The sequence below is a fragment of the Nocardioides sp. Root240 genome (assembly GCF_001428825.1).
Taxonomy (GTDB): Bacteria; Actinomycetota; Actinomycetes; order Propionibacteriales; family Nocardioidaceae; genus Nocardioides.
In genome coordinates, this window is record NZ_LMIT01000010.1 from 336,261 (window position 1) to 362,808 (window position 26,548).

A 26,548-nucleotide genomic window follows, 5' to 3' on the forward strand; every position below is an offset into this window, starting at 1 on the left:
GAGGATAGTCGGCGAGGCGGCGCGGGGCGTGCCCTACTCCGTGAGGGCGCGGCGCAGCCGGTCCGGGGACACCCGCCAGAAGTCGTGCTGCCTGCCGTCGACGAAGGTCACCGGGATCTCGTGGGCGAAGCGGTCGCCGAGCTCCGGGTCGTCGTCGATGGAGATCTCGACGTAGCTCTCGCCCAGCTCGGCGCAGACCGCCTCGATGACCGCCCGCGCGTCGTCGCACAGGTGGCAGCCGGGCCGGCCGTAGAGGGTCACCCGGGCCGTCGTCCCGCTCACTCGAGCAGCCCCAGCGCCTTGCGCCGCTCGTGGCCGCGCAGCATGCCCTTGCGGATCTTGCCGGTCACCGTGCGCGGCAGCGCCTCGACCACGTCGACCCGCGTCGGCCTCTTGTACGCCGCCAGCCGCTCCCCGGCCGTGGCGTGCACCGCCGCCACCAGCTCGTCGGCAGGCGCGCCCGGGTCGGCCGGCACGACGTACGCGACGACCGCCTCGCCGGTCCGCTCGTCGGGTGTGCCGAGGACGGCGACCTGGCGCACCCCGGCGACCTCGCCCAGCACGGCCTCCACCTCGCTCGGGTAGACGTTGAAGCCGGAGACGATCACGAGCTCCTTGACGCGGTCGACGAGGAAGAGGTCGCCGTCCCGGTCGAGGAAGCCGACGTCGCCGGTGGACCACCAGCCGTCGTCCCCCGGGCCGTCGGAACCGTCGGGCCAGTAGCCGCTGAACAGGTTGCGGCCGCGGATCTGGATCTCGCCCGCGTCGTCGGCCTCGGCGCCCGCGAGCGGGTGGCCGTCGTCGTCGACGAGGCGCAGGTCGATGCCCTCGAGCGCGGCGCCCACCGAGCCGGGCTTCGCCGACGCGGACAGCAGCGTGCTGGTCACCACCGGAGCAGCCTCGGTGAGGCCGTAGCCCTGGTGGACCGGCACCTCGGCGAGCGCGGTGAACTCCTCGACCACCTCGGCCGACAGCGGCGCCGACCCGGACAGGATCATCCGCACCGGGCCCAGCCGCTCGGCGAGTGCGTCGACGTGCCGCCAGGCGGCGAAGACCGGCGGCGCGACGGGGACCACGCTGCACGCCTCGTCCTCGATCAGGTCGAGGGTGCCCTCGGGGTCGAAGCGGTCGGTCAGGACCAACTTGGCGCGGTGCCGGATGACACCGCCGAGCACGGCACCGAGGCCGTAGACGTGGAACAGCGGCAGCACGCCGAGCACGACGTCGTCGGTGTGGATCATCGGCGGGCTGACCGTCGCGACCTGCTCGACGTTGGCGAGCAGCGCACGGTGGGTGAGCATCGCGGCGCGCGGACGACCGGACGTGCCACTCGTGTAGAGCAGGACGGCGAGCTTCTCGGGGTCCGGCAGCGGCGGGACCGGGCGGACGTCGGTGGCCCGCAGGTCGTCGTACGACGTCTCGGTGGGGGCCGCCGCGGCGCCGACGACCACGAGCCGCGGCACGGGGCGGCCCTCGTCGCGGGCGGCCGCCACCACCTCCGTGCTCGCCACCGCGGCACGGACGACCTCGACGGTGTCGGCGTCGACGACCACGGTCCGGGCGCCGGAGTCGACCAGCATCGCGGCCAGCTCGGTGACCGTCGAACCGGGGTTGACCGGTACGGCGACCGCCTGCGCGCGCAGGATGCCGAGATAGGACGTGACGAACTCGATCCGGTTGCCGAGCACGAGCATGACGCGGTGGCCGGCCACGACGCCCGTCGTACCGAGCCCGGAGGCGACGCGCGCGGCCTCGTCGTCGAGCCCCGACCAGGTCAGGCCGCGACCCCCGGCCTCGACGACCGCGAGCCGTTCCGGCAGGTCCAGTGCGGCGGCGCGGACCAGCGCAGCCACGTCCGGAGCGCTGGCAGCGTCGGAAAACGGCATGAGGGCGATCCTACGCACGAAGCGCGGGACCCGGACCCGGTCTGCGCGGTGAATCCCTAGACTCCACCCATGGGTGCCTCGGCCGACCGGCCTCGCCGTCTGAACCTCCAGCAGCGCTCGAAGCTCGCCGGGGAGGCAGCCGCCGCTGCGGCCGAGGTCGAGACCGCGCTGGCCCAGCCCGCGGACCCGCACGCCGCGGCCTTCTTCGACGTCGACAACACCGTCATGCAGGGCGCGAGCATCTTCCACCTCGCCAAGGGCCTCTACCGCCGCGACTTCTTCACGACGAGGGACCTGATCGGCGCCGCGTGGAAGCAGGCCTACTTCCGGATCGCCGGCGTCGAGGACCCCGAGCACGTCGCGGAGGCGCAGAGCGCGGGCCTGGCCTTCATCGCCGGGCACACCGTCGCCGAGCTGAAGGAGATCGGCGAGGAGATCTTCGACGAGGCGATGGCCCACCGAATCTGGCCCGGCACCCGCGCCCTCGCCCAGATGCACCTCGACCAGGGCCAGCGGGTCTGGCTCGTCACGGCCGCACCCATCGAGATCGCGAGCCTGATCGCCCGGCGGCTCGGCCTCACCGGCGCGCTCGGCACCGTCGCGGAGCACGTCGACGGCGTCTACACCGGCCGGCTGGTCGGCGACATGCTCCACGGCCCGGCCAAGGCCGTCGCGGTCCAGGCGCTGGCGGAGCGCGAGGGACTCGACCTCGCCGCCTGCTCGGCCTACAGCGACTCGGCCAACGACCTGCCCATGCTCGGGCTGGTCGGCGACCCGTGCGCGATCAACCCCGACCCGAAGCTGCGTGCCCACGCCCGTGCCCACGGCTGGCGGATCCGCGACTACCGCACCGGCCGCAAGGCGGCCCGGGCCGGCCTGGTGGTGGGCTCGGCGGCCACCGGGGCAGCCGTCGCCGGAGCCCTCGTTCGACGGCAGTTCAGGCGCCACGTCTGACCCGTACGGGTGGTCGGATCGCAACCGTTCGGTTATCGCGTTCCAGTACCACTGCGACAGGATCCGCCGTAGGATCCCGTTCGGGGGTACGAGGGAGGGACCGGGTATGACCTGGGAACGGAGTGACGTCGCGCGCGGGCTGGAGGCCCTTCGCGCCGCTGTCGCTGCCGCGCTCACCCTCGAGCCGTCCCCGGCCTACGCCTTCGCGGGCGCTGCGGCCAGCTCGCGGCCCGCCCGTCGTACCGACTCCTGGCTGCTCAGCGAGGCCCACGTCGAGAGCGAGGACTCCTTCGACCGCGGCCCCGGCTCGACGTCGTACGGCGATGCCACGCTGGCCACCTCGTCGGAGGACTCCCCCGAGGAGCGCGAGCGGCTGATCGGCCTCGTCGAGCTCGCCCGCGGCGGTGACGCCGAGGCGTTCGGGATGCTCTACGACCACTACCAGCCGTCGGTCTACCGCTTCCTCTACTACCGCACCCGCTCGGTCGTGGTGGCCGAGGACCTGTGCTCGGAGACCTTCTTCCGCGCACTGCGCAACATGCCGTCGTTCCGGTGGCAGGGCAAGGACTTCGGCGCCTGGCTGATGACCATCGCCCGCAACCTCGCGACCGACCACTTCAAGGCCGGCCGCACCCGCCTCGAGCTGACCACCGAGGACATGGGTCAGCACGACGACTCGACCGAGGGCCCGGAGAACGCCGTCCTCGCGAGCCTGACCAACGAGATCCTGCTCGAGGCGCTGACCCAGCTGCCCAACGAGCAGCGCGACTGCCTGATCATGCGCTTCCTGCAGGGCATGAGCATCGCCGAGACCGCCGCTGCCCTCGGCCGCAGCGACGGCGCGATCAAGCAGCTCCAGCTCCGCGGCGTGCGCAACCTCGCCAAGCTGATGCCGGAGGGCCTGCGATGATCAGGCCCCTGGTCAATTCGAACCATGCCGTTGTGGCCATCCGCACCGTAACCACGACCGGTCCGCTGTCGTTGGATGTCTGTAAGGACATCGGGGTCACTGTGGCCCCCGAGGCACGAGGACGGTCGTTGTGATGCGCGGGAACGGTTGGGCGCGAGGCGCGGAGGAGTTCGACGCGCTGGTCTCCGGACGCGCCGACGACGCCGGGACGCACGCCGAGCTGCTCGAGCTCGTCGCTGCCCTGCGATCCGTCGAGCCCGCTCCGGCCCGTCCCGAGTTCGTCGCCTCCCTGCGCACCCAGCTCGTCGCCGCGGCCCAGCGTGAGCCCGCCCGCGTCGAGAGCGACCTGGCTGCCCGGCTCACCCCCCGTCAGCGTCGCGGCTCGCGTGAGCGTCGTATCGCCGCGCTCGTCGGCGGCTTCGCCGTGGTCTCGGCGACCGGCTCGATGGCGATGGCCGCGCAGGACGCCCTCCCGGGAGACGTCCTCTACCCCGTCAAGCGGGCGATCGAGAACGCACAGACCAACCTGCAGTCCGACGGCGGCTCGAAGGCCGACTCGCTGCTCTCGCACGCGCAGTCCCGCCTGCAGGAGGTCCAGGAGCTCACCGCGAAGGACGCCGACGCCGACGTCATCGCCTCGACCCTGCAGGACTTCACCGACCAGACCAAGCAGGCGTCCGAGCTCGCGCTCGACGACTACAGCGTGACCGGCAAGGCCGACCAGATCACGGAGCTGCGCGAGTTCGCGGCGCAGAGCATGGGCGTGCTCGACACGCTCGGCGGCATCATTCCCGACGAGGTCCGTGCGCCGCTGATCACCGCCACCCAGACGGTGCACCAGGTCGACGTGGCCGCGTGGGAGCTGTGCCCGAGCTGCGACGGTGGCGACATCACCCAGCTGCCGGACTACGCCATCGAACAGGTCAAGGCGCTCCTCAACGGCCCGGTCCTCGACCAGGCCGCGGCCACCGAGGTCCCACAGGCCAAGCCGAGCGACAAGCCGACGAAGGCCGCGGTCGACCCGAGCGACGCCCCGACCGACGCCTCCGACGCGCCGAGCGAGAACCCCATCAAGGAAGCCGTCGACGGCATCACCAAGATCCTGCCGGTCAAGCCGACCGACAAGCCGACGACCGACACGACGAAGGACACCACCGTCACCGGTGCGCTCGTCGACGGCGTCAGCGGCCTGCTCAACGGCCTCGGCGGCCTGCTCAAGTGAGTTGAAACCCCCGGCACCGGGCTTGTAACTCGGTGTCCGGAGGTACTTCCACGGACTCCTGACCGGTCAGGAGTCCGTGCCAGTCGCTCGAACACCGAGTTACAAGCGCGCCGGGCCGCCTACTTGAAGACGGACTCGCGCTGCATCAGCAGGCTGTAGAGCGTCTGCTGGATGGTCTCGCGGACCTGGTCGGTCACGTTGAAGACCAGCATCGGGTCCTCGGCCGCGCCGGCGTCGTACTCGTCGGTGCGGATCGGCTCGCCGAACTCCAGCAGCCACTTCGAGGGCAGCGGGATCAGGCCCAGGGGGCCGAGCAGCGGGAAGAAGGGCGTGATCGGGATGTAGGGGACGCCGATCAGGCGGGCCAGCGACGGGATGTTGCCGACCAGCGGGTAGATCTCCTCGGCGCCGACGACCGACAGCGGGATGATCGGGACGCCGGTGCGCAGCGCGGCCGACACGAAGCCGCCGCGGCCGAAGCGCTGCAGCTTGTAGCGCTCGGAGAACGGCTTGCCGATGCCCTTGAAGCCCTCGGGCCACACGCCGACGAGCTCGCCGCCGCGCAGCATGCGCTCGGCGTCCTCGTTGCACGCGAGCGTGGCGCCGCCCTTGCGGGCGATCGAGCCCACGAGCGGGAGCCGGAAGACCAGGTCCGCGCCGAGCGGGCGGAGGTAGCGGCCGGACTGGTCGTGGATCGAGACCATCGTCATCAGGCCGTCGACCGGGATCGTGCCCGAGTGGTTGGACACGACCAGGGCGCCGCCCTCGGTCGGGATGTTCTCGATGCCCCGGACCTCGACACGGAACCACTTCTGCGCGATCGGGCGCAGCGCGGCCATGAAGAACCGCTCGGTGACCTCGGGGTCGAAGCCGTACTCGTCGACGGTGTAGTCACCGGTCAGGCGGCGGCGCAGGAACGCCAGGAAGCGGGCCAGCTGCGGCTCCCACTGGTCGCCGAAAAGCTCGCGCGCGGCGTGCTGGAACGCCGCCAGCCAGTCGCCCACCGGGATGCCGGCGAGCGGGCTGAGGCCACGCTCCTCGGTGCGGGCCGCGGGGACCGCCGAAGCACTGTCACCGAGGCCGTCGAGAAGCGAGGCGGTCTCGATCACCGGGGCGGCCTCGGCCATCCGGATGACCGGTTCCGGCTTGGTCGCGGCCGGCTTCGCGGCAGCCGGCTTCTTCGCCGGGGCAGCCTTCCGGGCCGCGGGGGCCTGCGGCGTCGCGGCGGGCGCGTCCGGCGTGGCGGCAGGCGACGCGGGCTTCTCGGGCGTCGGCGTCGCGTCGGCCTTGGCCGGCTTGCGCGCAGCGCCGGCCTTGGGAGCCAGGCCGCGCGCCGCCGACGACGGGCGGGTTCCGGTGCCGCGGCCGGGGCGGCCGCGGGTACCGATCGGGATGATCTCGGCGTCAGCCATCCTTGCCTCCGGCAACGGTGAGCTGGGCGGGACGGTCCTCGTCGACCGGGGGCAGGCGGTCGGCCAGCGACGCGAGCACACGCTCCGCGCGACGACCGCCGGGCGGCAGGGTGCCGACGAACTCGGCGAAGGCTGCTGCCGTGGAGTACGACGGCTCGAACCCGAGCTCGGTGCGCATCCGGGTGGTGTCGACCCCGCGACCGTAGGTCAGGAAGGCGACGAGCTCGGGCGACAGGTCGGCCATCCGCGCCGACTTGAGCACCGAGCCGACCCCACCGAACGCCGGGCCAGGCAGCGGGACGCTGGTGCGACCCATCCGGCGCAGCGCCTGGGAGAGCATGAGGAGACCGTCACCGGCGACGTTGAACGTGCCGGCGACGTCGCTGAGCACGGCGTGCCGCAGCACCCGGTTCAGGTCGGTCTCGTGCAGGAACTGCAGGCGCGGGTCGAAGCCCAGCACGGTGGGGATCACCGGCAGGCGGAAGTACGACGCCAGCGGGCTGACCACGCGCGGGCCGATCACGTTGGCGCAGCGCAGCAGGGTGACGGTCACGTCGGGGCGGCGGCGGGCGAAGCCACGCACGTACCGCTCGACCTCGTTGACGTCCTTGGCGTACCCGCTGCGCGGGGGCCGGCGAGGCTCCATGTCCTCGGTGAACATCGCGGGGTCGCGACTGCTGGCGCCGTAGGCGGTCGTCGAGGACTTCACGACTAGCTGGCGCACCGTCTCGGCCTTCTGGCACGCAGCGAGCAGCTGCATGGAGCCGATGACGTTGAGCTCCTTCATCGTGCCGCGCGCGCCGGCGGAGCCGGGCGTGGCGATGACGCTCATGTGGACGACCGTGTCGACGTCCTCCTTGGCGATCACCTTGGCGATCACCGGGTTGCGGATGTCCGCACGCACGAAGGTGACGTCGCCGAGGTCGCCACGAGGCGGCATCACGTCGACGCCGATGACACGGTTGACCCCGGGGTCGGTGGCCAGGGTGCGCGCGAAGGTCCTCCCGAGGTCACGGGAGACACCCGTGACCAGGACCGTGCGACCGACGCCCATACCACTGACTCCTCAGGGTCTGGCCGGTGCGCACCCGCGCACCGGCGACGGCAGGCTCAGGCTTACTTGCCGAGCTTGCGACGCTGAACGCGCGTCTTCTTCAGCAGCTTGCGGTGCTTCTTCTTCGCCATGCGCTTGCGACGCTTCTTGATGACAGAACCCACGTGGAACCTCTCCAGAGGACGGACGAGACCCGCCCGCCGTACAAACGACGCCCCGGGCAGACCCCGGAGCACCGGGCCAGCCTATCGGGCCCGGCGTGGGCGCTGTGAATCAGCGGCTGCGATGGGATGAAGATCGCATCACGCCGGGAGGTGCAGGCTGCCGCCCTGAGCGTTGCAGGAATCCCCGCTCCGGCGGGGATGCCTGCGGTTGATGACCGTTGCAACCGTCAACAACCGCAGGAATCCCCACCTAGGCGGGGATTCCTGCAGAACCTCAGCCGGGACCCAGCCCGGACCAGCCGGTCTCAGCCAGCGGAGTAGAAGGACTTGCGGAGGTACTCGTTGACGTCCTCCTCGGTCACCCGGAAGGAGCGACCGACGCGGACGGCGGGCAGCTCGCCGCCGTGGACCAGGCGGTAGACGGTCATCTTGGAGACCCTCATGACCGTCGCGACCTCGGCGATCGTGAGGAACTTGGGATCTGGGAGGGACTCGGTGCGCTCGCGCGAAGGAGGAGTCATGACAAACCACGCTTTCTGCGCGTCCGTCACCGCCTTCCCCAGCTGTGAACCCTGCGGACGCCTCTGCGTGAGAATAGGGCCGGATGTGACTCGTGGGGAAGAGTTTGACCAGTGAAACTTTTGAGGCGCGGCGCGTCGGCTTGACTTCCGGATTCAGAAGCGTCGCGAACTACACCGTTGTCATCCGTCCGTGGCGGTGTCGGCGGTCGCTGGCAGACTGCTCGCCATGACGATCCAGGCCCTGCTCCTCGACCTGGACGACACGCTCGTGGACCACCGCGGCGCGGCCGATCGTGGCCTGCGCTCGTGGCTCGCCGGGCTCGGGCTGGCGAGCTCGCCGGCCGAGCTGGAGGAGCTCGTCGAGCGGTGGTTCGTGCTCGAGGCACGCCACTACGAGCGCGCCCAGCGCCGGGAGCTGACCCACACCGAGCAGCGGCGGGTGCGGATCCGCGAGTTCCTGCCCGGCTGGGACCTCGCCGACGACGCGCTGGCCGACGACGTCTTCGCCGGCTTCCTCGGCTGCTACCAGGCCGCCTGGCGGGCCTTCCACGACGCGGCGGCCACGATCGAGCGGGCCGTGCGGGCCGGACTGCCGGTCGGGATCCTCACCAACGGCGACCAGGCGATCCAGACCGAGAAGCTGCGGCGCACCGGGCTGCTGCGGTCCGACGTACCCGTGTTCGCGTCGTCCTCGCTGCCCGCCGCCAAGCCGGACCCGCGCTCCTACCTCACCGCGTGCGCGCGCCTGGGCGCCGAGCCCGCGCACACGCTCATGGTCGGCGACTCGCTGCGCCACGACGTGGTCGGGGCCCGCGATGCCGGCCTGCAGGCGCGCCTGCTGGACCGCTACGGGCGCCAGCGCGACGCGCAGGTGCCGACCGTGCGCGGGCTGGCCGAGCTGCGCTGGGTCAGCGCGGCCTGAGCCCGGACGTCAGCTGCCGAGCTCGGCGGAGCGGTTGCGCGCAGCCTCGAGGGCGGCGAGGAAGGCGGCCCGCAGGCCGTGGACCTCGAGCTCGCGGAGCGCCGCGGCTGTCGTCCCGCCGGGCGAGGTGACCTGCTCGCGGAGCACGGCCGGGTGCTCGTTGGTCTGGCGGAGCATCGTCGCGGAGCCGAGGACCGTCTGGACGGCGAGCTCGTGGGCGACGGTGCGCGGCAGACCGAGGTGGACGCCGGCCTCGATCATCGCCTCGACGACGAGGAAGACGTACGCCGGGCCCGAGCCGCTGATCGCGGTGACCGCGTCCTGCTGCTTCTCCGGCACGCGGACGACGTGGCCGACCGACGCCATCAGCTCCTCGGCCTCGGCGAGCTGGGCCTCGTCGCAGTAGGTGCCGGGCGAGACCGCCGCCATCCCCTCGTCGACGAGGGCGGGCGTGTTCGGCATGACCCGGACGACGCCGACGCCCTCGGGCACGAGCGACTCGATGAACGCGGTGGTGATGCCGGCTGCCAACGAGACCAGCAGGTGGCCGGGGCGCAGCGCGGGCGCGAGCTCGCGGAGCAGGTCGGCCATGTCCTGCGGCTTGACCACCAGCAGCACGGTGTCGGCGTCGCCGGCGCGGACCACGTCGGCGACCACGGGGACGCCGTACCTGCCCGCCAGCTCGGTGGCGCGCTCCGCGCGCTTCTCGACGACGACGAGGTCGTCACCACTGCGGCCGGTACGGATCAGGCCGGCGAGGAGGGTCTCCCCCATCACGCCGGCGCCGATGACGGCGGTGCGCTTGGTCATGCCGGCTGCTCACTCACTTCTTCGACACCAGGGACGTCAGGAAGAGTGACAGGTCGCGGGGACGCTCCGCCACTCGCCGCACGAGGTAGTCGTACCAGTGCTCGCCGTAGGGCACGGCCACCCGCACGCGCTCGCCGCTGGCTGCCAGCCGACGGCCCTCGGCCGCGCGCACGCCGTACTGCAGCTGGAACTCGTAGGTGCCGGGCGCGCGGCCGTAGCGGCTGGCCAGGGCGCTCGTGATCTCGATGAGGCGCGGGTCGTGGGTGGCGACCATCGGATGGCCGTCGCCACCGAAGAGGATCTTGAGGCAGCGGACGAAGGCGCGGTCGATGTCGCCGGGGTCGGTGAAGGCGACGTCGCCGGACGCGTCGTAGGAGCCCTTGCACAGGCGCACCCTGCTGCCCTCGTGGGCGAGGCGCCGGCAGTCCGACTCGGTACGACGCAGGCGGGCCTGCAGCGCGACGCCGGTCTCGGGGAAGTCGAGGCGCAGGGCCGCCAGGACGGCGAGCGTCGCGTCGACCGACGCGTGCTCCTCCATGTCGAGGGTGACCGTCGTGCCGGCGGAGACGGCGGCGCGGCAGATCTTGCGAGCGTTCTCGAGGGCGATCTTCTCGCCGTCGGGCAGGCGCAGCCCGATCGTCCCGAGCTTGACCGACACCTCCGCGCGCGGGCCGAGCCCGGCGTCGGCGATCCGGTCGAGGAGCACGCGGTAGGCCTGCGCGGCCGCGATCGCCTGCGCCTCGTCGGCCGGTTCGGGGGCGAGGTGCTCGACGGTCGCATCGATCCGCTCGGCCGCGAGGTGCTCGACGGCGGCGATCGCATCGCGCACGGTCACGCCGGCGACGTACCCCCGGACGAGGGCGGGCGGGAACGGGAGCGCAGAGACGACCAGTCTCATGCTGCCGCGTGAGAGCGCGTGGAATGCACCCCGACCCGGTCCCATACCCCCAATCTACGGGGGTTCTGGGCATCCAGCTCAGTCGGTACGACGCTGCAGCGTCGCCGCTCCGAGCGTCAGGGCGGCCGCCGCGAAGCCGGCGACGACGCCGATGTCGCGCCACACCTGCCCGGTGGCACTGGTGGTCGCCAGCTCCTGCATGGCGTCGACGGCCCAGGTCAGCGGCAGCACGTGCGCGACGGCCTCCAGCACGCCGGGCAGGCGCTCGAGCGGCACGAGCAGGCCGCAGAGCAGGATCTGGGGGACGACGATCGCGGGCAGGAACTGGACCGCCTGGAACTCGGTGCGCGCGAACGCGGAGACGAACAGGCCCAGTGCCGTACCGAGCACGGCGTCGGCGACCCCGACGACGCCGAGCAGCACCGCCGGTCCGTTGAGGTCGAGGTCGAGCAGGGTGACCGCCACGGTCGCGGCGAAGGCGGCCTGGACGGCGGCGACGGCACCGAAGGCGAGGGCGTAGCCGGCGAGGAAGTCGAGTCGGCCCATCGGCAGCGTGAACAGCCGCTCCAGGGTGCCGCTGGAGCGCTCACGGAGAGTGGTGATGCTGGTGACGAGGAACATCACGAAGAACGGGAAGATCGCCAGCAGGGCCGGACCGATCCGGTCGAACACCAGCGGCGTGGACTCGAAGATCCACCAGAGCAGGGCCTGGAGCAGGCACGGCAGGACCAGCAGCATCGCCAGCGTGCGGTGGTCGCGGCGCAGCTGGGTCAGCACGCGGGCGGCGATCGCGAGCGTCACTCGCGGGGTGATCATGCGGCCTCGCCCCCGGCGGTGTCGACGAGGGCGAGGAAGGCACCCTCGACGTCGTCGACCCCGGCCTGCGCCTTGATGGCGGCGGGGGTGCCCTGGGCGATGATCCGGCCCTCGCGCATCAGCAGCAGCTGGTCGCAGCGCTCGGCCTCGTCCATCACGTGGCTGGACACGAGCACCGCCGTGCCGTCCGCGGCGATGCGGTGGAAGAGCGCCCACAGGTCGCGGCGCAGCACCGGGTCGAGGCCCACCGTCGGCTCGTCGAGCACCAGCAGGTCCGGCCGGCCGAGCAGTGCGACGGCCAGACCGACGCGCGAGCGCTGGCCGCCGCTGAGCCGGCCGACCACCTGGTCCCGGTGCCCGGCGAGGTCGACGGCGGCGACGGCCTCGTCGACCGAGCCGGGCGGACCGCCCAGGACACGGGCGAAGAAGCGCAGGTTCTCGGCGACGGTCAGGTCGTCGTACACGCTGGAGGACTGGGTCTGGTAGCCCACCCGGTCGCGCAACGGCGTGGTCCCGGCCGGTACGCCGAGCACGGTGACGCTGCCGCCGGCGGTGCGCTGCACGCCGACCACGCTGCGCAGCAGCGTGGACTTGCCGCAGCCGGACGGCCCGAGCAGGCCGGTCACGCCGGGCCCGATCTCGAGGTCGAGCCCGACCAGCACCTCACGGCCGCCGCGCACGACCCGCAGTGCGTCGACGACGACCACGGAATTCATCATGTGTTGAATAATGCGCCTCGTCGCCACTCAGGGCAAGGGGCCGGCCAGGAAACCGTCCAGCACGGCGGCGTAGGTCGCCACCACCTGGTCGGCGTCGAGGCTCACCAGCGCGTCGGCCCGGACGACGTAGCGCAGCAGGATGATCCCGATGACCTGGCTCGCGACGAGCGGCATCCGGCGCTCCGGCTCGGCGACGCCGAGCGCCTGCCCCAGCGGGAGGAGGACGACCGGCAGGAAGCCCTCACGGAACAGCGCGTCCCCGCCCGGCTCGACCAGCCGCCGCACCATGGCCAGGAGCGCGGGCTGCGTCGCGGGGTCGTCCCACACGGAGAGCAGCGCGCGCAGCAACCGCTCGCCGGCGCCCTCGAGTGGGCCCACGACCTGCTCGGCCAGCACCGCCCGCGGGTCGACGGGGAGCTCCAGCGCCGCGACGAAGAGGTCGTCCTTGGAGCCGAAGTAGTGGTGGACCAGCGCTGGGTCGACGCCCGCAGCACCCGCCACCGCGCGGATCGTCGTACCGCCGAAGCCGGCGACGGCGAAGCGCTCCCGGGCGGCGGCGAGGATCGCGGCGCGGGTGTCGGGGCTGCCGCGCCGGCGGCCGCGGGCAGGGGCGGTCACGACTCGGCGACCGGAGCGGACGTCAGGTGCTCGATCGCGAACTCCAGCGACTCCCGCAGGTCGGCCTCGCGCTCCTCGCGGGAGGTGCAGCGCCGGGTGTTGATCTCGAGCACGACCTCGCCGGCGAAGCCGGTTTGCGCGAGGTGCCGGAGGAAGGCGGCCGCGCCGACGTCGCCGCGACCGGGCACGAGGTGCTCGTCCTTGGCGGAGTCGGTGCCGTCGGTGAGGTGGATGTGGCGCAGCCGCGGGCCGAGCCGCTCAGCCATCGCGACCGGGTCGGAGCGCGCGATCGACGCGTGGGACAGGTCGATCGTGGTGTTGGCGTAGGGCTCGTCGGAGGGATCCCAGCCCGGGAGGTACATCTCGAGCTTGCGGCGCGAGGCCCGCCACGGGTACATGTTCTCGACCGCGAACGCGATGCCCGAGGACTCCTCGAGGGCAGCGATCCCGTTGACGAAGTCGCGGGCGTACTCCTTCTGCCAGCGGAACGGCGGATGCACCACGACCACGCCGGCCCCGACCTCGCGCGCCATCTCCGCGGACCTCTCGAGCTTGCCCCACGGCTCCACGCCCCAGACCCGCTGCGTGAACAGCAGGCAGGGCGCGTGGATCGCGCTCACCGGCAGTCCGTGGTGCTCGGACAGCTCCCGGACCGCGTCGTGCTCCTGGGAGAGGGCGTCGATGCCGACCATCACCTCGACGGCCTCGTAGCCGACCCGGGCGGCGTACCCGAAGGCGTGCGCCGTCGACTCGGGGTAGACCGAGCTGGTCGACAGCCCGACCCGCGGCCGGGTCATGCGGGTCATGGCTCGTCGGTCACGCTGATCTTGTCGAGGCGCTCGAGGATCACGCCCTCGCGCAGCGCCCAGGGGCAGACCTCGAGCTCGGAGAGGTCGAAGATGTCCATGCAGGCCTCGGCGACGAGCGCACCCGGCACGATCTGGTGGGTCCGGCTCGGCGAGACGCCGGGCAGCTCGGCGAGCTCCTCGGGCGTCATGACGACGAGCTTCGGGATCCACTGCCGCAGCTCCGCGAGCGGCAGGCTCCGGGGGACGAGCTGGCCCTCGCCGGACGGCGCAGCGCCGCATATCCGGGCGAGCGACCGGAAGGTCTTCGACGTGGCGGCCGCGCGGTGCGTCGTACCGGCGCGGAGGAGGTGGCCCGCGTCGCGGGCGATGTCGGCCCGGATCCGGCGCCGGATCTGGCGCAGCCGCTCCTCGTCCGGGCGCTCCGCGAAGTCCGCGCGGGCCAGCCGCGCCGCACCCAGCGGAAGCGACCAGGCGACGTCGGGACGCTCGTCGGAGCCGGCCGCGATCTCGAGCGAGCCGCCGCCGATGTCGAACACGGCCAGCCGGCCGGCCGACCAGCCGAACCACCGTCGTACGGCGAGGAAGGTCAGCCGCGCCTCGTCCTCACCCGGCAGCACCTCGATGCGCACGCCCGTCTCGCGCTCGACGTGGGCCAGCACCTCCTCGGAGTTGCCGGCGTCGCGGACCGCGGAGGTCGCGAACGGGAGCATCTCCTCGCAGCCCTTCTCCTCCGCGACCCGCAGGGCCTGCGCGGTGAAGGCGGTCAGCGCGTCGATGCCCGTCGGCGACACGTCGCCGGCGTCGTCGAGGTGCTCGGCGAGACGCAACGGCTCCTTGTAGGAGAAGGCGGGCAGCGGCGCGGCCCCGCCATGGGCGTCGACCACGAGCAGGTGACCGGTGTTGGAGCCGATGTCCAGGACGCCCAGGCGCATGCGTCCACCGTACTCGTGCCTGCGGGTGCGACGAGCAGGGAGCATCTAGATTTGAGCGGTGCCAGAGGTCTCGCTTGATTTCCCCCGTGCGTGGGTCGAGTTCGTCAACCCCGCCGACGAGACCGAGGTCCTGCGCTGCGACCTGACGTGGCTCACGTCGTCGTACACCTGCATCTTCGGCAGCGGCTGCGCCGGCATCTACGCCGACTCCCCCGACGTCGGCTGCTGCACCCTGGGCGCCCACTTCGCCGACAAGGAGGACGAGCGCCGGGTCGAGTCGTTCGTCCTCCAGCTCACTCCCGAGCACTGGCAGCACCACCCCGGCCGGCCCGTGAAGCGCCGCGACTGGGTCGAGAAGGACGAGGACGGCGAGCGGAAGACGCGCATGCACGAGGTCGGCGGGCAGCGTTCGTGCGTGTTCGCGAACCGTGCCGACTTCGCCGCGGGTGCCGGCTGCGCGCTCCACGGGCTCGCCCTCGAGCAGGGCCGCAACCCGCTCGAGACCAAGCCGGACGTGTGCTGGCAGCTGCCCATCCGTCGTACCTTCCGCGAGGTCGAGCGGATGGACGGCACGTCGTACACCGAGGTGACGATCACCGAGTACGACCGCCGCGGCTGGGGTCCGGGCGGCCACGACCTCGACTGGTACTGCTCCGGCAACACCGACGCGCACGTCGGCGTCGAGCCGGTCTACGTCACCAACGAGGCCGAGCTGGTCGCCCTGATGGGCCGTGAGGGGTACGACGAGCTGGTCCGTCGCTGTGAGGCGCACCTGCGCTCGCGGTCGGCGCTCGCGCTGCACCCGGCCGACCCGCGCTGACCTCTCGACGTCAAGAGGAACCGACCCCGATTCACCCTTCTTCTCAGGACATGTTCAGAATGTCTGACATGCGCCTGGACCACCTCTCCTACGCGGCAGGACCCGACGGACTCGCGAGCACGGCCGCCCGGCTCGGGTCAGCGCTCGGGCGCGACTTCACCGACGGCGGTGTCCACCCCCGCTTCGGCACTCGCAACATGATCCTCCCGCTCACCGACCACACCTACATCGAGGTCGTCGAGGCGCTCGACCACCCGGCGTCGGACAAGGCCCCCTTCGGCCAGGCCGTCAAGGCCCGCTCCGCCCTCGGCGGCGGCTGGCTCGGCTGGGCCGTGGCGGTCCCCGACATCTCGGTCGTCGAGCAGCGCCTCGGCCGCTCCGCGGTCCCCGGCTCGCGGCACCGCCCCGACGGCACCGAGCTGCGCTGGCAGCAGATCGGCATCAACGGCCTGATCGCCGACCCGCAGCTCCCGTTCTTCCTCCAGTGGGACGTCCCCGCCGACCTGCACCCCTCGCAGGGTGGCGACGGCACCGTCTCCCTCGCCGGCATCGAGATCGCCGGCGACCCGCAGCGGGTCAGCGAGTGGCTCGGCGAGACCGTCGAGGCGCCGCTCGAGGACGTCAAGGTCGAGTGGGTCGCCCCGCACGGTACGCCGGGCATCCTCGCCGCGCAGGTGCTGACCCCGAACGGCATCGTCCGTATCTGATTTGGCTCGCTCCGCTCGCATGTCGCGCGCCCTTTTGACGCGCGGTCTTCCCTCGCTGCGCTCGCTCGTTCCTCGCTCGCTCCGCTCAGTCCAGACCGCGCGGGGCGCCCGACGAGCACCCGCCCGGCGTACGTCCGCGGCCCACCGGCACGACGTCGGGATGCGGCCATGACGCACCCCAGGGGGACCATCCCCAGCCCGAACATCTGGCACCACACCGCGACGTACGAGCTCGAGAACCGCGCCGCCGATCCCGACGGCCGGCTCTGGGACGCGATGGCGGCCCGCGCCGACTGGACCGACCGGGTCGTGCTCGACCTCGGCTGCGGCACGGGCTTCCACCTGCCGCGCTTCGCCGAGACGGCGGCGAAGGTCATCGGCGTCGAGCCGCACGACGGACTGGTCCGGCTGGCGCGGCGCCGGCTGCGCACCCGTGCCGTCTCCGACCGGGCCGAGGTGCTGGCGGGTACGGCGCAGGCGATCCCGCTGCCGGACTCCTCCGTCGACGTGGTCCACGTCCGCTGGGCCTACTTCTTCGGACGTGGCTGCGAGCCCGGCCTCGTCGAGCTCGACCGGGTCCTGCGCCCCGGCGGCACCGCGCTGATCATCGACAACGACGGCTCACGCTCGACCTTCGGCGCGTGGTTCCGGCGCGGCTACCCGCACCTCGACCCGCCCGCCGAGATCGAGCGGTTCTGGAGCCTCCGGGGCTGGACGCTCGACCGGGTGGACATGGGCTGGCGGTTCGCGTCACGGGCCGACCTCGAGGCCGTCGTCCGGATCGAGCTCGCGCCGGAGGTCGCCGACGAGGTGCTGCGCCACCACGAGGGCGTCGAGGTCGACTACGCGGTCAACCTCTGGTCGAAGACCTTCTGACCTCCAGGCTCGGCGTCAGGAGCACCTCCGCGTCCGGGTGCTCGGCCGCCGACAGCAGGTCGGTCAACGCGCCGACCAGCTCGACGGCGACCTGCTCGAGCGGCTGGCGCACCGAGGTCAGGCCCATCACCTGAGCGACCTGCGAGTCGTCGAAGCCGACCACGGCGACGTCCCGGCCCGGTGCGATGCCCCGGTCCCCCAGGGCGTGCAGGGCGCCCACCGCGAGCGTGTCGGACGCGCACACGAAGGCCGTCGCGCCGTTGTCGAGCAGTACGCCGGCCGCGGCACGCCCGGCGTCGACCGAGTCCGCCACGGCCGCCTCGAGCCCGGCCGTCGGCAGTCCGTGGGCGGCCATCGCGCGGAACCAGCCCGCGCGACGGTCCTCGCCGATCCGCGATCCCGGCTCCCAGCCGAGCCAGGCGATCCGCTCGTGGCCCTGCCCGCGCACGTGGGTGGTGGCCGCCGCGACGCCGGACGAGCCGTCGACGTCGACCCACGGGTGGGTCGCGTCCGGGTCGTCCCACGGCCGCCCGAAGGCCACGAACGGAGCACGGCGGCGTGCGAGCTCGACGGTCTGCGGGTTGCCCAGGTAGGTGTCGGTCACCACGAAGGCGTCGACCGCGGTCGAGCGGAGCAGGTCGTCGTACCCGCCGAGGGGGTCGGGGACGTCGCCCTCGGCGACGGGACCGCCGGAGAAGAGGAGCACGTGGTAGCCGACCTCGCGGGCGGCCTCCACCAGCGCACGCACGAACCGGTCCATCGCCATGTTGGCCGTGAACTCCTGCGCCGGCGTCAGCCGGAGGCCGACCAGCCGCGAGGAGCGGGTCCGCAGGTGGCGGGCGGCGTGGTTGGGGGTGTAGCCCAGGGCGTCGATCGCGTCCTGGACCCGGACGAGCGTCTCCGGACGCAGCAGGTCGGGGTTGTTGATCGCGTTGGAGACGGTCTGGCGCGAGACGCCGGCGCGCTCGGCGACGTCGGCCAGGGTGGCCGGCGGGCGAGGGTTCTCCACAGGCCGATCCTCGCACGTGGGCGTGGCAGGGTTCGAAGAGTCGGAGCCTTGCTCTACCTTCGGGGCATGGCTTCGAAAACACGTTCGAACTACCGCTGTGCGGAGTGCGGCTGGACCACTGCCAAGTGGGTCGGCCGCTGTGGCGAGTGCCAGGCCTGGGGGTCGGTGACCGAGGTGCCGGTCGCGGCAGCGGTCAGCACCAGCCGCACGACGGCCTCCGCCGTCACCCGCCAGGCCATCCCGATCGGGCAGGTCCCGGCCGACCACGCCGTCCACGTCGCCTCCGGAGTGCCCGAGCTCGACCGGGTCCTCGGCGGCGGGCTGGTGCCCGGCGCGGCCGTGCTCCTCGCGGGCGAGCCGGGAGTCGGCAAGTCGACATTGCTGCTCGAGGTCGCGGCGCGCACGGCGCAGCGCCAGCAGCGCACCCTCTACGTCACCGGCGAGGAGTCGGCCGCCCAGGTCCGGCTGCGGGCCGACCGCACCGGCGGCATCCACGACGAGCTCTACCTCGCCGCCGAGACCGACCTCGGTGCCGTGCTCACGCACATCGACCAGGTCCGGCCGCAGATGGTGGTCGTCGACTCGGTGCAGACCATCGGTGCCGCCGACGTCGACGGCGTCCCCGGCGGTGTCACGCAGGTCAAGGAGGTCGCGCAGGCGCTGGTGCGGATGGCGAAGGCCCGCGACATCACCGTCGTGATGATCGGCCACGTCACCAAGGACGGCGGGATCGCCGGTCCGCGGGTGCTCGAGCACCTCGTCGACGTGGTGCTCCACTTCGAGGGCTCGCGCGACTCCCGGTTCCGCATGGTCCGCGCCGTCAAGAACCGCTTCGGCCCCGTCGACGAGGTCGGCTGCTTCGACCTCGGTCCCGAGGGCATCCGTGCCGTCGACGACCCCACCGGCATCTTCACCGAGCGCCACCACGGCCGGGTGCCCGGCACCTGCGTCGCGGTCACGATGGAGGGCCGACGTCCCCTGCTGGCCGAGGTGCAGGCGCTGGTGACGCTCTCGCCGGCGGAGCGGCCTCGCCGTACGACGTCAGGGCTCGACGGCTCCCGGCTCGCGATGATCCTCGCCGTGCTCCAACAGCACTGCGGCATCAAGCTCCACCAGCACGACGTGTTCGCCTCGACGGTCGGCGGTGCCCGGCTCACCGATCCCGGCAGCGACCTGGCAGTCGCGGTGGCGCTGGCCTCCTCGACCTTCGTCAGCGCGCCCCCTGCCGGCGTGGTCGCGATGGGCGAGATCGGGCTCTCCGGCGAGCTGCGCCGGGTCCGGGACCTGCGCCTGCGGCTGGCCGAGGCCGCACGGCTCGGGTTCCAGATGGCCGTGGTCCCGGCCGATCCGGGCCAGGCGCAGGGGCAGCGGGGGCCGGCCCGCGACCGCGACATCGACGGGATGCGGGTGATCGAGGCGCCGGACGTCATGTCGGCCCTGCGACTGCTGAACCTCGACCGTCGTACGAAGCACGCGCTGGAGGTGGTCGAGGGCGCCGAGTGAGCGCCGGACAACTGAATCTCGGGCAGTGACGGAGTCCGGTCGCGTCCGTCCAGGTCAGTCCTGGAGGAGGCGCTCCCACCACACGACGTCGATCCAGCGGTCGAACTTCCGGCCGACCTGGTGCAGGACGCCCTGTCGCTCGAAGCCGCAGGCGCGGTGGAGTCCCTCGCTCGCGTCATTCGGCAGCGAGATGCAGGCCAGCGCGACGCGGACGCCACTCGCGGTCAACCGGGCGAGCAGCTCGCCGTAGAGCGCGCGGCCGAGGCCGCGGCCGGCGGCGGACGGGTCGAGGTAGATCGTCACCTCGCGGGTGGCGTCGTAGGCGCCCTTCTCGCGGAAGGCGGAGGAGTAGGCGAAGCCGAGCACGGCGGCGTCGGTCTCGTGATTGGTCTCGTCATCGGTCTCGTCGTCGACCGCGACGAGGAAGTGGTCGCCGGGGTGGAGCGAGGCCAGCAGCTTCTCCCACTTGGAGCGCGGCGGCGGCGTGAGGTCGAAGGTCGCGGTGCCCTCGCGGACCTCGCGGGCATAGATCGCCGCGACGGCGTCCAGGTCGCCGTCCGTGGCGGCCCGCAGGGTGATCGTCACCCCTCTAGTCCTCGGTCAGCGAGGCGCCCTCGACGACGCCGAGCGGCTCGGCGGCGATGTCGGAGCGGCGCTGGAGGCCCTCGAAGGTGATCAGGTCGGCGGCGGCGTAGGCGCGGGCGCGGGCGTCGGCGACGTCGTAGCCGACGGCGCGGACGGCGAGCACCCGGCCACCGGCGGTGACCAGCTGGTCGTCGACGAGGGCGGTGCCGGCGTGGATGACGTCGACGTCGTTGACGCCGTTGGCCGCACCGACGCCGGTGATCACGTCGCCCTTCGACGAGGACTCGGGGTAGCCCGCCGAGGCGAGCACGACCGTGACCGAGGCGGCGTCGCGGAAGCGCGGCGCCTCGACCTCGGCCAGCCGACCACCCGCCGCGGCCGCCAGCAGCTCGCCGAGCGGCGACTCGAGCACGGCGAGGACCGGCTGGATGTCCGGGTCGCCGAAGCGGCAGTTGAACTCGATGACCCGCGGACCGGTGGCGGTCAGGGCGAGCCCGACGTAGAGGCAGCCGACGAACGGCGCGCCGCGGCGCACCATCTCGTCGAGCGTGGGCTGGACGACCTGCTCCATCACGGTGGCGGCGAGGTCGGCGGGCGCCCAGGCGAGCGGCGAGTACGAGCCCATGCCGCCCGTGTTCGGGCCGCGGCCGCCGTCGAAGATCCGCTTGAAGTCCTGGGCGGGCTGGAGCGGGTACGCCGTGGTGCCGTCACAGACGGCGAAGAGGGAGACCTCCGGTCCGTCGAGGAACTCCTCGATCACGACGGTGCCGCAGGCCGCCGCGTGGGCCTCGGCCTCGGCGCGGTCGCGGGTGACCACGACGCCCTTGCCGGCGGCGAGCGCGTCGTCCTTGACGACGTAGGGCGCCCCGAACTCGTCGAGCGCGGCGGCGACCTCCTCGGCGGTGCGGCAGGTGCGCGACCCGGCGGTCGGTACGCCGGCGGCAGCCATGACCTCCTTGGAGAACGCCTTGGATCCCTCGAGCTGCGCAGCGGCCCGGGACGGTCCGAAGACCGGCGTGCCCGCGGACCGGACGGCGTCGGCGACGCCCGCGACCAGCGGGGCCTCGGGACCGACGACGACCAGGTCGGCGCCGACCGTGGTGGCGAGCGCGGCGACCGCGGCGCCGTCCATCAGGTCGACCTCGTGGAGCGTCGCGAAGGCGCCGATGCCCGGGTTCCCGGGGGCTGCGTGCACCTCCGTCACCGAGGGGTCGCGGGAGAGCGCGAGAGCGAGCGCGTGCTCGCGGCCGCCGGTGCCGATGACGAGGGTCTTCACGGGGGTCGATCCTATTCGCCGCTCGGTCGGGTCAGGCGCCCAGTCCGTGGCGCGCCAGGAAGTCCAGCGCAGCGTCGGCGACCTCACGCCAGTGGCTGTCGATCACGAGCGAGTGCCCGACGCCGGGGATCTCGACGAGCTCGGTCGCGTGGTGCCGGTTCCTGCGCTGCAACTTGTAGGCAGCGTTGGCCATGGCGAAGGGGACGATGTTGTCCTTCTCGCCGGTCACGACCAGCATCGGGCCGCGGTCGGCGTTCTTCTTGGCGGCCTTGGTCCGCGCCCACGGGTTGACGTTCGCGGTCGCCGCCTGGAAGAGCGGGCGACCCGGTGCCGGGGTGTGCACGGTGTCGTAGAGCTCGCGGGCCTCCTGCTCGGGGACGGCGTTGGCGAAGCCGTAGCGGAACTCGTCGAAGGTCAGGGTGACGGTGCGGCCGTGGTTCAGCGGGTTGCCCAGCACCGGGAGGGCCGCCTTGAGCGAGGAGTACGGCAGCGGCAGCACGCCCTGGCTCGGGGCGGGGTCGATCGCCACGGTGCCGGCGGCCAGGCCGCGCCCGGCGAGGATCTGGACGAGCAGGCCGCCGAAGGAGTGGCCGATCACGATCGGCTTCCGGTCGAGGCGCTCGATGACCTCCTGGACGTGGTCCGCGACGTCGCGGACCGAGGTACCGGCGAGAGAGCCGGCGTTGGCGTGCGCGGCCTCGAAGCCGGCCTCGTCGTGGGGCCAGTCGACGGCGACGGCGGCGTACCCGCGCTCCTCGACGTAGGCCTTCCAGGCGTCCCAGCTGCTGTGGAGCAGCCAGAGCCCGTGGACGAGCACGACGGGCTGCCGGCCCGACGTGTTGGCGGCCTCGACCTCGGCGGCCTCGCGGGCGGTGACGGTGCTGGTCGCCTTTGCACTGGTGTTCATGATGTCCTCCTGTAGGATGTAGAAAGAACGTTCGTTCTTCTCATGGCCCCAACTCTGGAGGATCGCGATGCATTCCGTCAAGAGGGGAATTCGTAGGATCGACTCCGTGCCCGACGTCACCAAGGTCTCCGAGCCCCGCGAGCGCCTGCTGAGCACGGCGACACGGCTGTTCTACGAGGAGGGGATCAACGGCGTCGGCGTCGACCGGGTGCTCGCCGAGGCCGCGGTCACCCGCGCCACGATGTACCGCCACTTCCCCGGCAAGGAGGCGCTCGTCGTCGCCTACCTGGAGCACGAGGACGCGATGATCCGCGGCCTCTTCGCGGCGGCTGCGGAGCAGGCCGCGACGAGCGACGCGTCGCCGCGCGACCTGCTGGCGCTGGTCATCGACGGCGTCGCCGAGGACGCCACGCGCCTGCACACGCGCGGGTGCCCGTTCATCAACGCGAGCGCGGAGTTCCCCGATGCGGACGGGCCCGTCCGCGGCGTCGTACGACGCCACCGGGACTGGTTCCGCGCCACCCTCACGGAGCTGGCGACCGCCGCCGGGGTCGACGACCCGGCCGCGACGGCGGCATCACTCGTGCTGCTGCGCGACGCGATGCTGGTGGGCAGCTACCTCGACGGCGCGGACGTCGCCGCCGACTTCCGGGCCACCGCCCGTCGGGTCGCCGGGATCGACTGAGCCGGCGGTCACCGCGTCAGGACCGTGGGATCTGCGGGGTCGCCGGGAGCTCCAGCACGAAGGCGGGCCGGTTGTCGTCGTCACCGGGCACGTACCGGGCCTCTCCCCCGTGCAGCCGGACGATCTCGCGCACGAGGTAGAGACCCAGACCGGTGCCGGCGCTGGGCCCGGCGTGCGCGAACCGCTCGAAGAGCCGGTCCACCAGCCGCGGCTCGACGCCGTGACCAGCGTCGCTGACGACGATGCGGACCCCGTCGCCGGTGCGGTGACCCGCCAGCAGGACCGGCGCACGGCCGTGGCGCAGAGCGTTGTCGAGCAGGTTGTCGAGCGCCTGGCCCAGTCGACTCGCATCCGCGACCACCTCGACCTCCTGGTCGACGCGCACCTGGATCCGCGCGCCCCCGTGGGCTGCATGGGCCCGATCGGCAGCGGCGGACAGCGCGGACCGCAGCTCCATCCGCTCCGGGGCGAGCGCGAGTGCCTCCGTCTGGACGTCGAACGCGGTGCGCAGGTCGGTCGCCAGGCGCTGCAGTCGCAGTACCGTCGAGGACATCGCGTCGAGGATGCCAGCCGTCTCCGGATCCTCCGCGCCGCCGGTCGCGCGCAGCAGGCCGACAGCGCCCTCGACCACCGCAGCAGGGGTGCGCAGCTCGTGGGCCGTCACCGCCAGCAGGTGGGCCTGCTGCTCCAGGGCCCGGCGGCGCTCCTCCTCGTGGGCACGCTGCTCACTCTGGTCGCGGGTGATCTTCGCGAAGCCCCGGTGCCGGCCGGCGTCGTCGTGGATCGCCGTGATGACGACCCCGGCCCAGAAGACGCTGCCGTCACGCCGGATCCGCCAGCCCTCCTCGGCGTACACCCCGTCGCGGAGCGCCAGCTCCAGGTTGTGCTCGGGATGCTTCGCGTCCTGCTCCTCCTGGGGGTAGAACACCCGGAAGTGGCGTCCGACGATCTCGGCGGCGGGGTAGCCCTTGATGTTCTGGGCGCCGGCGTTCCAGCTGGCCACCGTCCCGTCGACGTCGAGCATGAAGATCGCGTAGTCCTTCACGGCCGTGACCAGCTGGCGGAACACCTCCTCGCTGCGCCGCAGCTCGACCTCGGCCGAGACGTCCTGGACCTGGGCGAAGACGTAGAGCGCCGCACCCTTCGAGTCCCGGATCGGGGTCAGCGTCACCCGGACCGTGTGCACGACGCCGTCGCCGTCGATCGGGTGCTCGAAGGCGACCAGGTCCTCGTCGCCCTCGGTGATCCGCGCCAGCGCCTCGTCGAGGTGGTCGCCGTGCTGGCGGGTGAGCACGCCGTAGTCGAGGCCGACGAGGTCGAGCCCCGGCCGCTGCACCATGTCCACGAGGGCGCGGTTGGCGCGCACGATGCTGCCGTTGAGGGTCATCGTGGCCATCCCGATGGCCGCCTGGTCGAACACCTCGCGGTAGCGCTCGAGGTGCTCGTCGAGCGTGGCCTGCTCCCGCAACCGGGCATCGTCCTGGTCCTGCGCGAGCCGCAGGCCGCCCCGCGGCCGCCCGGCCCGGCCGCCGACCTCCCCGGCGCGTTGGGCCTCCAAGGGAACCTGGGCCCACAGTCGTTCGACCAGCACCTCGAGCGGGGCCGACTTCTCGACGAAGTCGGCCGCACCGAGGTGCCGGGCCCGGTCCGCGAGGTCGCGGCTCTCGAAGCCGGTGAAGACCACGACCTTCGTGTCGGGTGACACGGCCAGCACCAGGGGCAGGCACTCGAGCCCGTCGAGGACGGGCATCGAGGTGTCGAGGAGCATCAGGGTCGGCTGGTGCTCATGGGCCAGGAGCAACGCCTGCCCACCGTCGCCGCCCTCGCCGACCACGTCGAACAGCCCGGAGGCCCGCAGGCGGGCTCCGACGATCGCCCGCAACTCAGCCGAGTCGTCGACGATCACCACCGTCGGCAGGTGTGCCACCTGACCCCCTACTTGTCCCCGGACGTCCCACACGTCCGTCGCGAGGTGCCCGGGCGGCAGGATTCCATACGTCCTCGTTTTCGAGGACGTGGCGCACCAGTCCGGCCGAGCCGGTCCGGCTCAGCGCAGCGGGTGCCGGACGACGGCCTGCTCGCGCTCGGGACCCACACCGACGACCGAGATCCTCGCCCCGGAGCGCGCCTCGACGAACTCGACGTACTCCTGGGCGGCCTTCGGCAGCTCCTCGAAGCTGCGGCAGCCGGAGAGGTCCTCGGTCCAGCCGGGGAGGTTCTCGTAGATCGGCACGGCGTGGTGGAAGTCGGTCTGGTTGACCGGCATCTCGTCGTGGCGCACGCCGTCGACGTCGTAGGCGACACAGACGGGCAGCTCGGCCAGGCCGGTGAGGGTGTCGAGCTTGGTGAGCACGAAGTCGGTGACACCGTTGACGCGCGCGGCGTAGCGGGTGATCACGGTGTCCATCCAGCCGCAACGACGCGGGCGGCCGGTGGTGGTGCCGTACTCCCAGCCGGCCTTGCGGAGGAACTCACCGTTCTCGTCGTGCAGCTCGGTCGGGAACGGACCCTCGCCGACACGGGTGGTGTAGGCCTTCGCGATCGCGATGACCTGGTCGATCCGGGTCGGCGGGATGCCGGTGCCGGTGCAGGCGCCGGCGGAGACCGCGCTGCTGGAGGTGACGAAGGGGTACGTGCCGTGGTCGACGTCGAGCAGCGTGGCCTGGCCGGCCTCCATCAGCACGACGTCGCCGCGGTCGAGCGCCTCGTTGAGCAGCAGCCCGGTGTCGCAGACGTACGGCGCCAGCCGCTCCGCGTGCCCGCGCAGCTCCTCGACGGTCTGCTGCACCGACGGCGCGCGGCGGTTGTAGATCTTGGTGAGGATCTGGCCCTTGAGCTCGAGGGCGCCCTCGACCTTCTGGGCGAGGATCTTCTCGTCGAACAGGTCCTGGACCCGGATGCCGATGCGGTTCATCTTGTCGGCGTACGTCGGCCCGATGCCCCGGCCCGTCGTACCGATCTTGCGGGACCCGAGGAAGCGCTCGGTCACCTTGTCGATCGTGCGGTTGTAGTCGGCGATGACGTGCGCGTTGGCGCTCAGCTTGAGCGCGGAGGTGTCGATGTCGCGCGACTCGAGGCCGTCGATCTCGTGGAAGAGCACGTCGATGTCGACGACGACGCCGTTGCCGATGACGGGGGTGCAGCCCGCCGTGAGGATGCCGCTCGGCAGCAGGTGGAGGGCGTACTTCTCGTCGCCGATGACGACGGTGTGGCCGGCGTTGTTGCCGCCGTTGAACTTGACGACGTAGTCGACCTGGCTGCCCAGGTGGTCGGTCGCCTTGCCCTTGCCCTCGTCGCCCCACTGGGCTCCGACGATCACGATTGCAGGCATCTCGGTTGCTCCTTCGCACGGACGGAGTCCCTCCGCCCCGGCGCACCGGGTCGGCTGCTCAACGCACCACTTGTCTTCACTGGTGTCGGTCAAGCAAGAAGCCCCGGCAAGGACCGGGGCTCTCTTGCGGCGCAACGTTACCAAATCGCGACGAAAGGACTAGATTCAGCGAAACAGGAACACGTTCTACTTTCAGGAGCAG

At 72.4% G+C, this 26,548-nt stretch carries 28 protein-coding genes; 9 read left to right on the forward strand and 19 right to left on the reverse strand.

From position 1 onward, the window contains the following. Window positions 1–33: 33 nt before the first annotated feature. Both ASE20_RS11725 and ASE20_RS11730 read right to left on the reverse strand, forming a co-directional pair. Complete coding sequence (locus tag ASE20_RS11725) at window positions 34–282, reverse strand: glutaredoxin family protein (protein WP_056894721.1); 249 nt, start codon at window positions 280–282, stop codon at window positions 34–36. Then, entirely contained in the window at window positions 279–1,886 is a 1,608-nt protein-coding gene (locus ASE20_RS11730; protein ID WP_056894722.1) for an AMP-binding protein, read from the reverse strand. The genes ASE20_RS11725 and ASE20_RS11730 overlap by 4 nt, the downstream gene beginning before the upstream one ends. Before the next feature lie 69 nt (window positions 1,887–1,955). On the opposite strand from ASE20_RS11730, the gene ASE20_RS11735 reads away from it, so the two are divergent. The 3 genes from ASE20_RS11735 (at window position 1,956) to ASE20_RS11745 (ending at window position 4,972) form a co-directional block, all read left to right on the forward strand. Further along, window positions 1,956–2,840, forward strand: coding sequence for an HAD family hydrolase (locus tag ASE20_RS11735; RefSeq protein ID WP_056894723.1), 885 nt, complete (start codon window positions 1,956–1,958; stop codon window positions 2,838–2,840). A 106-nt stretch (window positions 2,841–2,946) separates the two neighbouring features. Further along, window positions 2,947–3,750 carry a sigma-70 family RNA polymerase sigma factor gene (locus tag ASE20_RS11740; RefSeq protein ID WP_056894724.1) on the forward strand — a complete coding sequence of 268 codons (804 nt, stop codon included), beginning with the start codon at window positions 2,947–2,949 and terminating at the stop codon, window positions 3,748–3,750. Between the two features lie 133 nt (window positions 3,751–3,883). Continuing rightward, window positions 3,884–4,972, forward strand: coding sequence for a DUF5667 domain-containing protein (locus tag ASE20_RS11745; protein WP_157560754.1), 1,089 nt, complete (start codon window positions 3,884–3,886; stop codon window positions 4,970–4,972). Window positions 4,973–5,091: 119 nt separating this feature from the next. Here ASE20_RS11745 and ASE20_RS11750 read toward each other — a convergent pair whose 3' ends face one another. The 4 genes from ASE20_RS11750 to ASE20_RS11760 form a co-directional block, all read right to left on the reverse strand. Further along, on the reverse strand, window positions 5,092–6,384 hold the full coding sequence (locus ASE20_RS11750) for a lysophospholipid acyltransferase family protein (protein WP_056894726.1): 1,293 nt from the start codon (window positions 6,382–6,384) through the stop codon (window positions 5,092–5,094). Continuing rightward, a complete protein-coding gene (locus ASE20_RS11755) occupies window positions 6,377–7,438 on the reverse strand; it encodes an NAD-dependent epimerase/dehydratase family protein (RefSeq protein ID WP_056894727.1) in 1,062 nt (353 codons plus the stop codon). The genes ASE20_RS11750 and ASE20_RS11755 overlap by 8 nt, the downstream gene beginning before the upstream one ends. A gap of 62 nt (window positions 7,439–7,500) precedes the next feature. Next, window positions 7,501–7,602 (reverse strand): 30S ribosomal protein bS22, encoded by a 102-nt coding sequence (locus tag ASE20_RS24310; RefSeq protein ID WP_008356322.1) that lies wholly within the window; start codon window positions 7,600–7,602, stop codon window positions 7,501–7,503. A 305-nt stretch (window positions 7,603–7,907) separates the two neighbouring features. Then, window positions 7,908–8,123, reverse strand: a complete 216-nt coding sequence (locus tag ASE20_RS11760; RefSeq protein WP_056894728.1) for a helix-turn-helix domain-containing protein — start codon at window positions 8,121–8,123, stop codon at window positions 7,908–7,910. A 226-nt stretch (window positions 8,124–8,349) separates the two neighbouring features. On the opposite strand from ASE20_RS11760, the gene ASE20_RS11765 reads away from it, so the two are divergent. Next, entirely contained in the window at window positions 8,350–9,045 is a 696-nt protein-coding gene (locus ASE20_RS11765) for an HAD family hydrolase (RefSeq protein ID WP_200952781.1), read from the forward strand. A 9-nt stretch (window positions 9,046–9,054) separates the two neighbouring features. On the opposite strand, the gene proC is transcribed toward ASE20_RS11765, so the two are convergent. The 7 genes from proC to ASE20_RS11800 all read right to left on the reverse strand — a co-directional run bounded on the left by proC (window position 9,055) and on the right by ASE20_RS11800 (window position 14,647). Beyond that, on the reverse strand, window positions 9,055–9,855 hold the full coding sequence (gene proC / locus ASE20_RS11770; protein ID WP_056894729.1) for a pyrroline-5-carboxylate reductase: 801 nt from the start codon (window positions 9,853–9,855) through the stop codon (window positions 9,055–9,057). A gap of 13 nt (window positions 9,856–9,868) precedes the next feature. After that, window positions 9,869–10,753, reverse strand: coding sequence for a proline dehydrogenase family protein (locus ASE20_RS11775; protein WP_225869091.1), 885 nt, complete (start codon window positions 10,751–10,753; stop codon window positions 9,869–9,871). Window positions 10,754–10,831: 78 nt separating this feature from the next. Then, window positions 10,832–11,569 (reverse strand): ABC transporter permease, encoded by a 738-nt coding sequence (locus tag ASE20_RS11780; protein WP_200952782.1) that lies wholly within the window; start codon window positions 11,567–11,569, stop codon window positions 10,832–10,834. Next, the gene (locus ASE20_RS11785; protein ID WP_056894731.1) at window positions 11,566–12,288 is read right to left on the reverse strand and encodes an ABC transporter ATP-binding protein; all 723 of its coding nucleotides are present in this window, start codon (window positions 12,286–12,288) and stop codon (window positions 11,566–11,568) included. Before ASE20_RS11785 ends, ASE20_RS11780 begins: the two co-directional genes overlap by 4 nt. Before the next feature lie 27 nt (window positions 12,289–12,315). Further along, window positions 12,316–12,906: a TetR/AcrR family transcriptional regulator gene (locus tag ASE20_RS11790; protein ID WP_056894732.1), complete on the reverse strand. Its 591-nt coding sequence runs from the start codon at window positions 12,904–12,906 to the stop codon at window positions 12,316–12,318. After that, window positions 12,903–13,712 carry a sugar phosphate isomerase/epimerase family protein gene (locus tag ASE20_RS11795; protein WP_056894733.1) on the reverse strand — a complete coding sequence of 270 codons (810 nt, stop codon included), beginning with the start codon at window positions 13,710–13,712 and terminating at the stop codon, window positions 12,903–12,905. The genes ASE20_RS11790 and ASE20_RS11795 overlap by 4 nt, the downstream gene beginning before the upstream one ends. After that, complete coding sequence (locus ASE20_RS11800; protein WP_056894734.1) at window positions 13,709–14,647, reverse strand: Ppx/GppA phosphatase family protein; 939 nt, start codon at window positions 14,645–14,647, stop codon at window positions 13,709–13,711. The genes ASE20_RS11795 and ASE20_RS11800 overlap by 4 nt, the downstream gene beginning before the upstream one ends. Window positions 14,648–14,705: 58 nt before the next feature. Here ASE20_RS11800 and ASE20_RS11805 point away from each other — a divergent pair, with 58 nt between their 5' ends. The 3 genes from ASE20_RS11805 to ASE20_RS11815 all read left to right on the forward strand — a co-directional run bounded on the left by ASE20_RS11805 (window position 14,706) and on the right by ASE20_RS11815 (window position 17,050). After that, window positions 14,706–15,467: a hypothetical protein gene (locus ASE20_RS11805; protein ID WP_056894735.1), complete on the forward strand. Its 762-nt coding sequence runs from the start codon at window positions 14,706–14,708 to the stop codon at window positions 15,465–15,467. Window positions 15,468–15,535: 68 nt separating this feature from the next. Further along, window positions 15,536–16,174, forward strand: coding sequence for a VOC family protein (locus ASE20_RS11810; protein WP_056894736.1), 639 nt, complete (start codon window positions 15,536–15,538; stop codon window positions 16,172–16,174). A 168-nt stretch (window positions 16,175–16,342) separates the two neighbouring features. Continuing rightward, window positions 16,343–17,050: a class I SAM-dependent methyltransferase gene (locus ASE20_RS11815; RefSeq protein ID WP_056894737.1), complete on the forward strand. Its 708-nt coding sequence runs from the start codon at window positions 16,343–16,345 to the stop codon at window positions 17,048–17,050. On the opposite strand, the gene ASE20_RS11820 is transcribed toward ASE20_RS11815, so the two are convergent. Beyond that, entirely contained in the window at window positions 17,025–18,059 is a 1,035-nt protein-coding gene (locus tag ASE20_RS11820; protein ID WP_056894738.1) for a LacI family DNA-binding transcriptional regulator, read from the reverse strand. The genes ASE20_RS11815 and ASE20_RS11820 overlap by 26 nt on opposite strands. 66 nt (window positions 18,060–18,125) lie before the next feature. On the opposite strand from ASE20_RS11820, the gene radA reads away from it, so the two are divergent. Continuing rightward, on the forward strand, window positions 18,126–19,562 hold the full coding sequence (gene radA / locus ASE20_RS11825) for a DNA repair protein RadA (protein ID WP_056894739.1): 1,437 nt from the start codon (window positions 18,126–18,128) through the stop codon (window positions 19,560–19,562). A 54-nt stretch (window positions 19,563–19,616) separates the two neighbouring features. Here radA and ASE20_RS11830 read toward each other — a convergent pair whose 3' ends face one another. The 3 genes from ASE20_RS11830 to ASE20_RS11840 are packed head-to-tail and all read right to left on the reverse strand — an operon-like array spanning window position 19,617 to window position 22,330. Beyond that, window positions 19,617–20,147, reverse strand: a complete 531-nt coding sequence (locus ASE20_RS11830; protein WP_082612336.1) for a GNAT family N-acetyltransferase — start codon at window positions 20,145–20,147, stop codon at window positions 19,617–19,619. Window positions 20,148–20,151: 4 nt separating this feature from the next. After that, window positions 20,152–21,423: a phosphoribosylamine--glycine ligase gene (gene purD / locus ASE20_RS11835; protein WP_056894740.1), complete on the reverse strand. Its 1,272-nt coding sequence runs from the start codon at window positions 21,421–21,423 to the stop codon at window positions 20,152–20,154. A gap of 31 nt (window positions 21,424–21,454) precedes the next feature. Beyond that, entirely contained in the window at window positions 21,455–22,330 is an 876-nt protein-coding gene (locus ASE20_RS11840) for an alpha/beta hydrolase (RefSeq protein WP_056894741.1), read from the reverse strand. Window positions 22,331–22,436: 106 nt separating this feature from the next. Between ASE20_RS11840 and ASE20_RS11845 the strand changes: the two genes are divergently transcribed. After that, window positions 22,437–23,015 (forward strand): TetR/AcrR family transcriptional regulator, encoded by a 579-nt coding sequence (locus ASE20_RS11845; protein WP_056894742.1) that lies wholly within the window; start codon window positions 22,437–22,439, stop codon window positions 23,013–23,015. 16 nt (window positions 23,016–23,031) lie between these two features. Here the strand turns inward: ASE20_RS11845 and ASE20_RS11850 are convergent, their stop codons facing one another. Together ASE20_RS11850 and ASE20_RS11855 are read right to left on the reverse strand one after the other, a co-directional pair. After that, window positions 23,032–24,942, reverse strand: a complete 1,911-nt coding sequence (locus ASE20_RS11850; protein ID WP_225869092.1) for a PAS domain S-box protein — start codon at window positions 24,940–24,942, stop codon at window positions 23,032–23,034. A gap of 120 nt (window positions 24,943–25,062) precedes the next feature. Continuing rightward, window positions 25,063–26,346: an adenylosuccinate synthase gene (locus tag ASE20_RS11855; protein ID WP_056894744.1), complete on the reverse strand. Its 1,284-nt coding sequence runs from the start codon at window positions 26,344–26,346 to the stop codon at window positions 25,063–25,065. Window positions 26,347–26,548 lie beyond the last annotated feature (202 nt).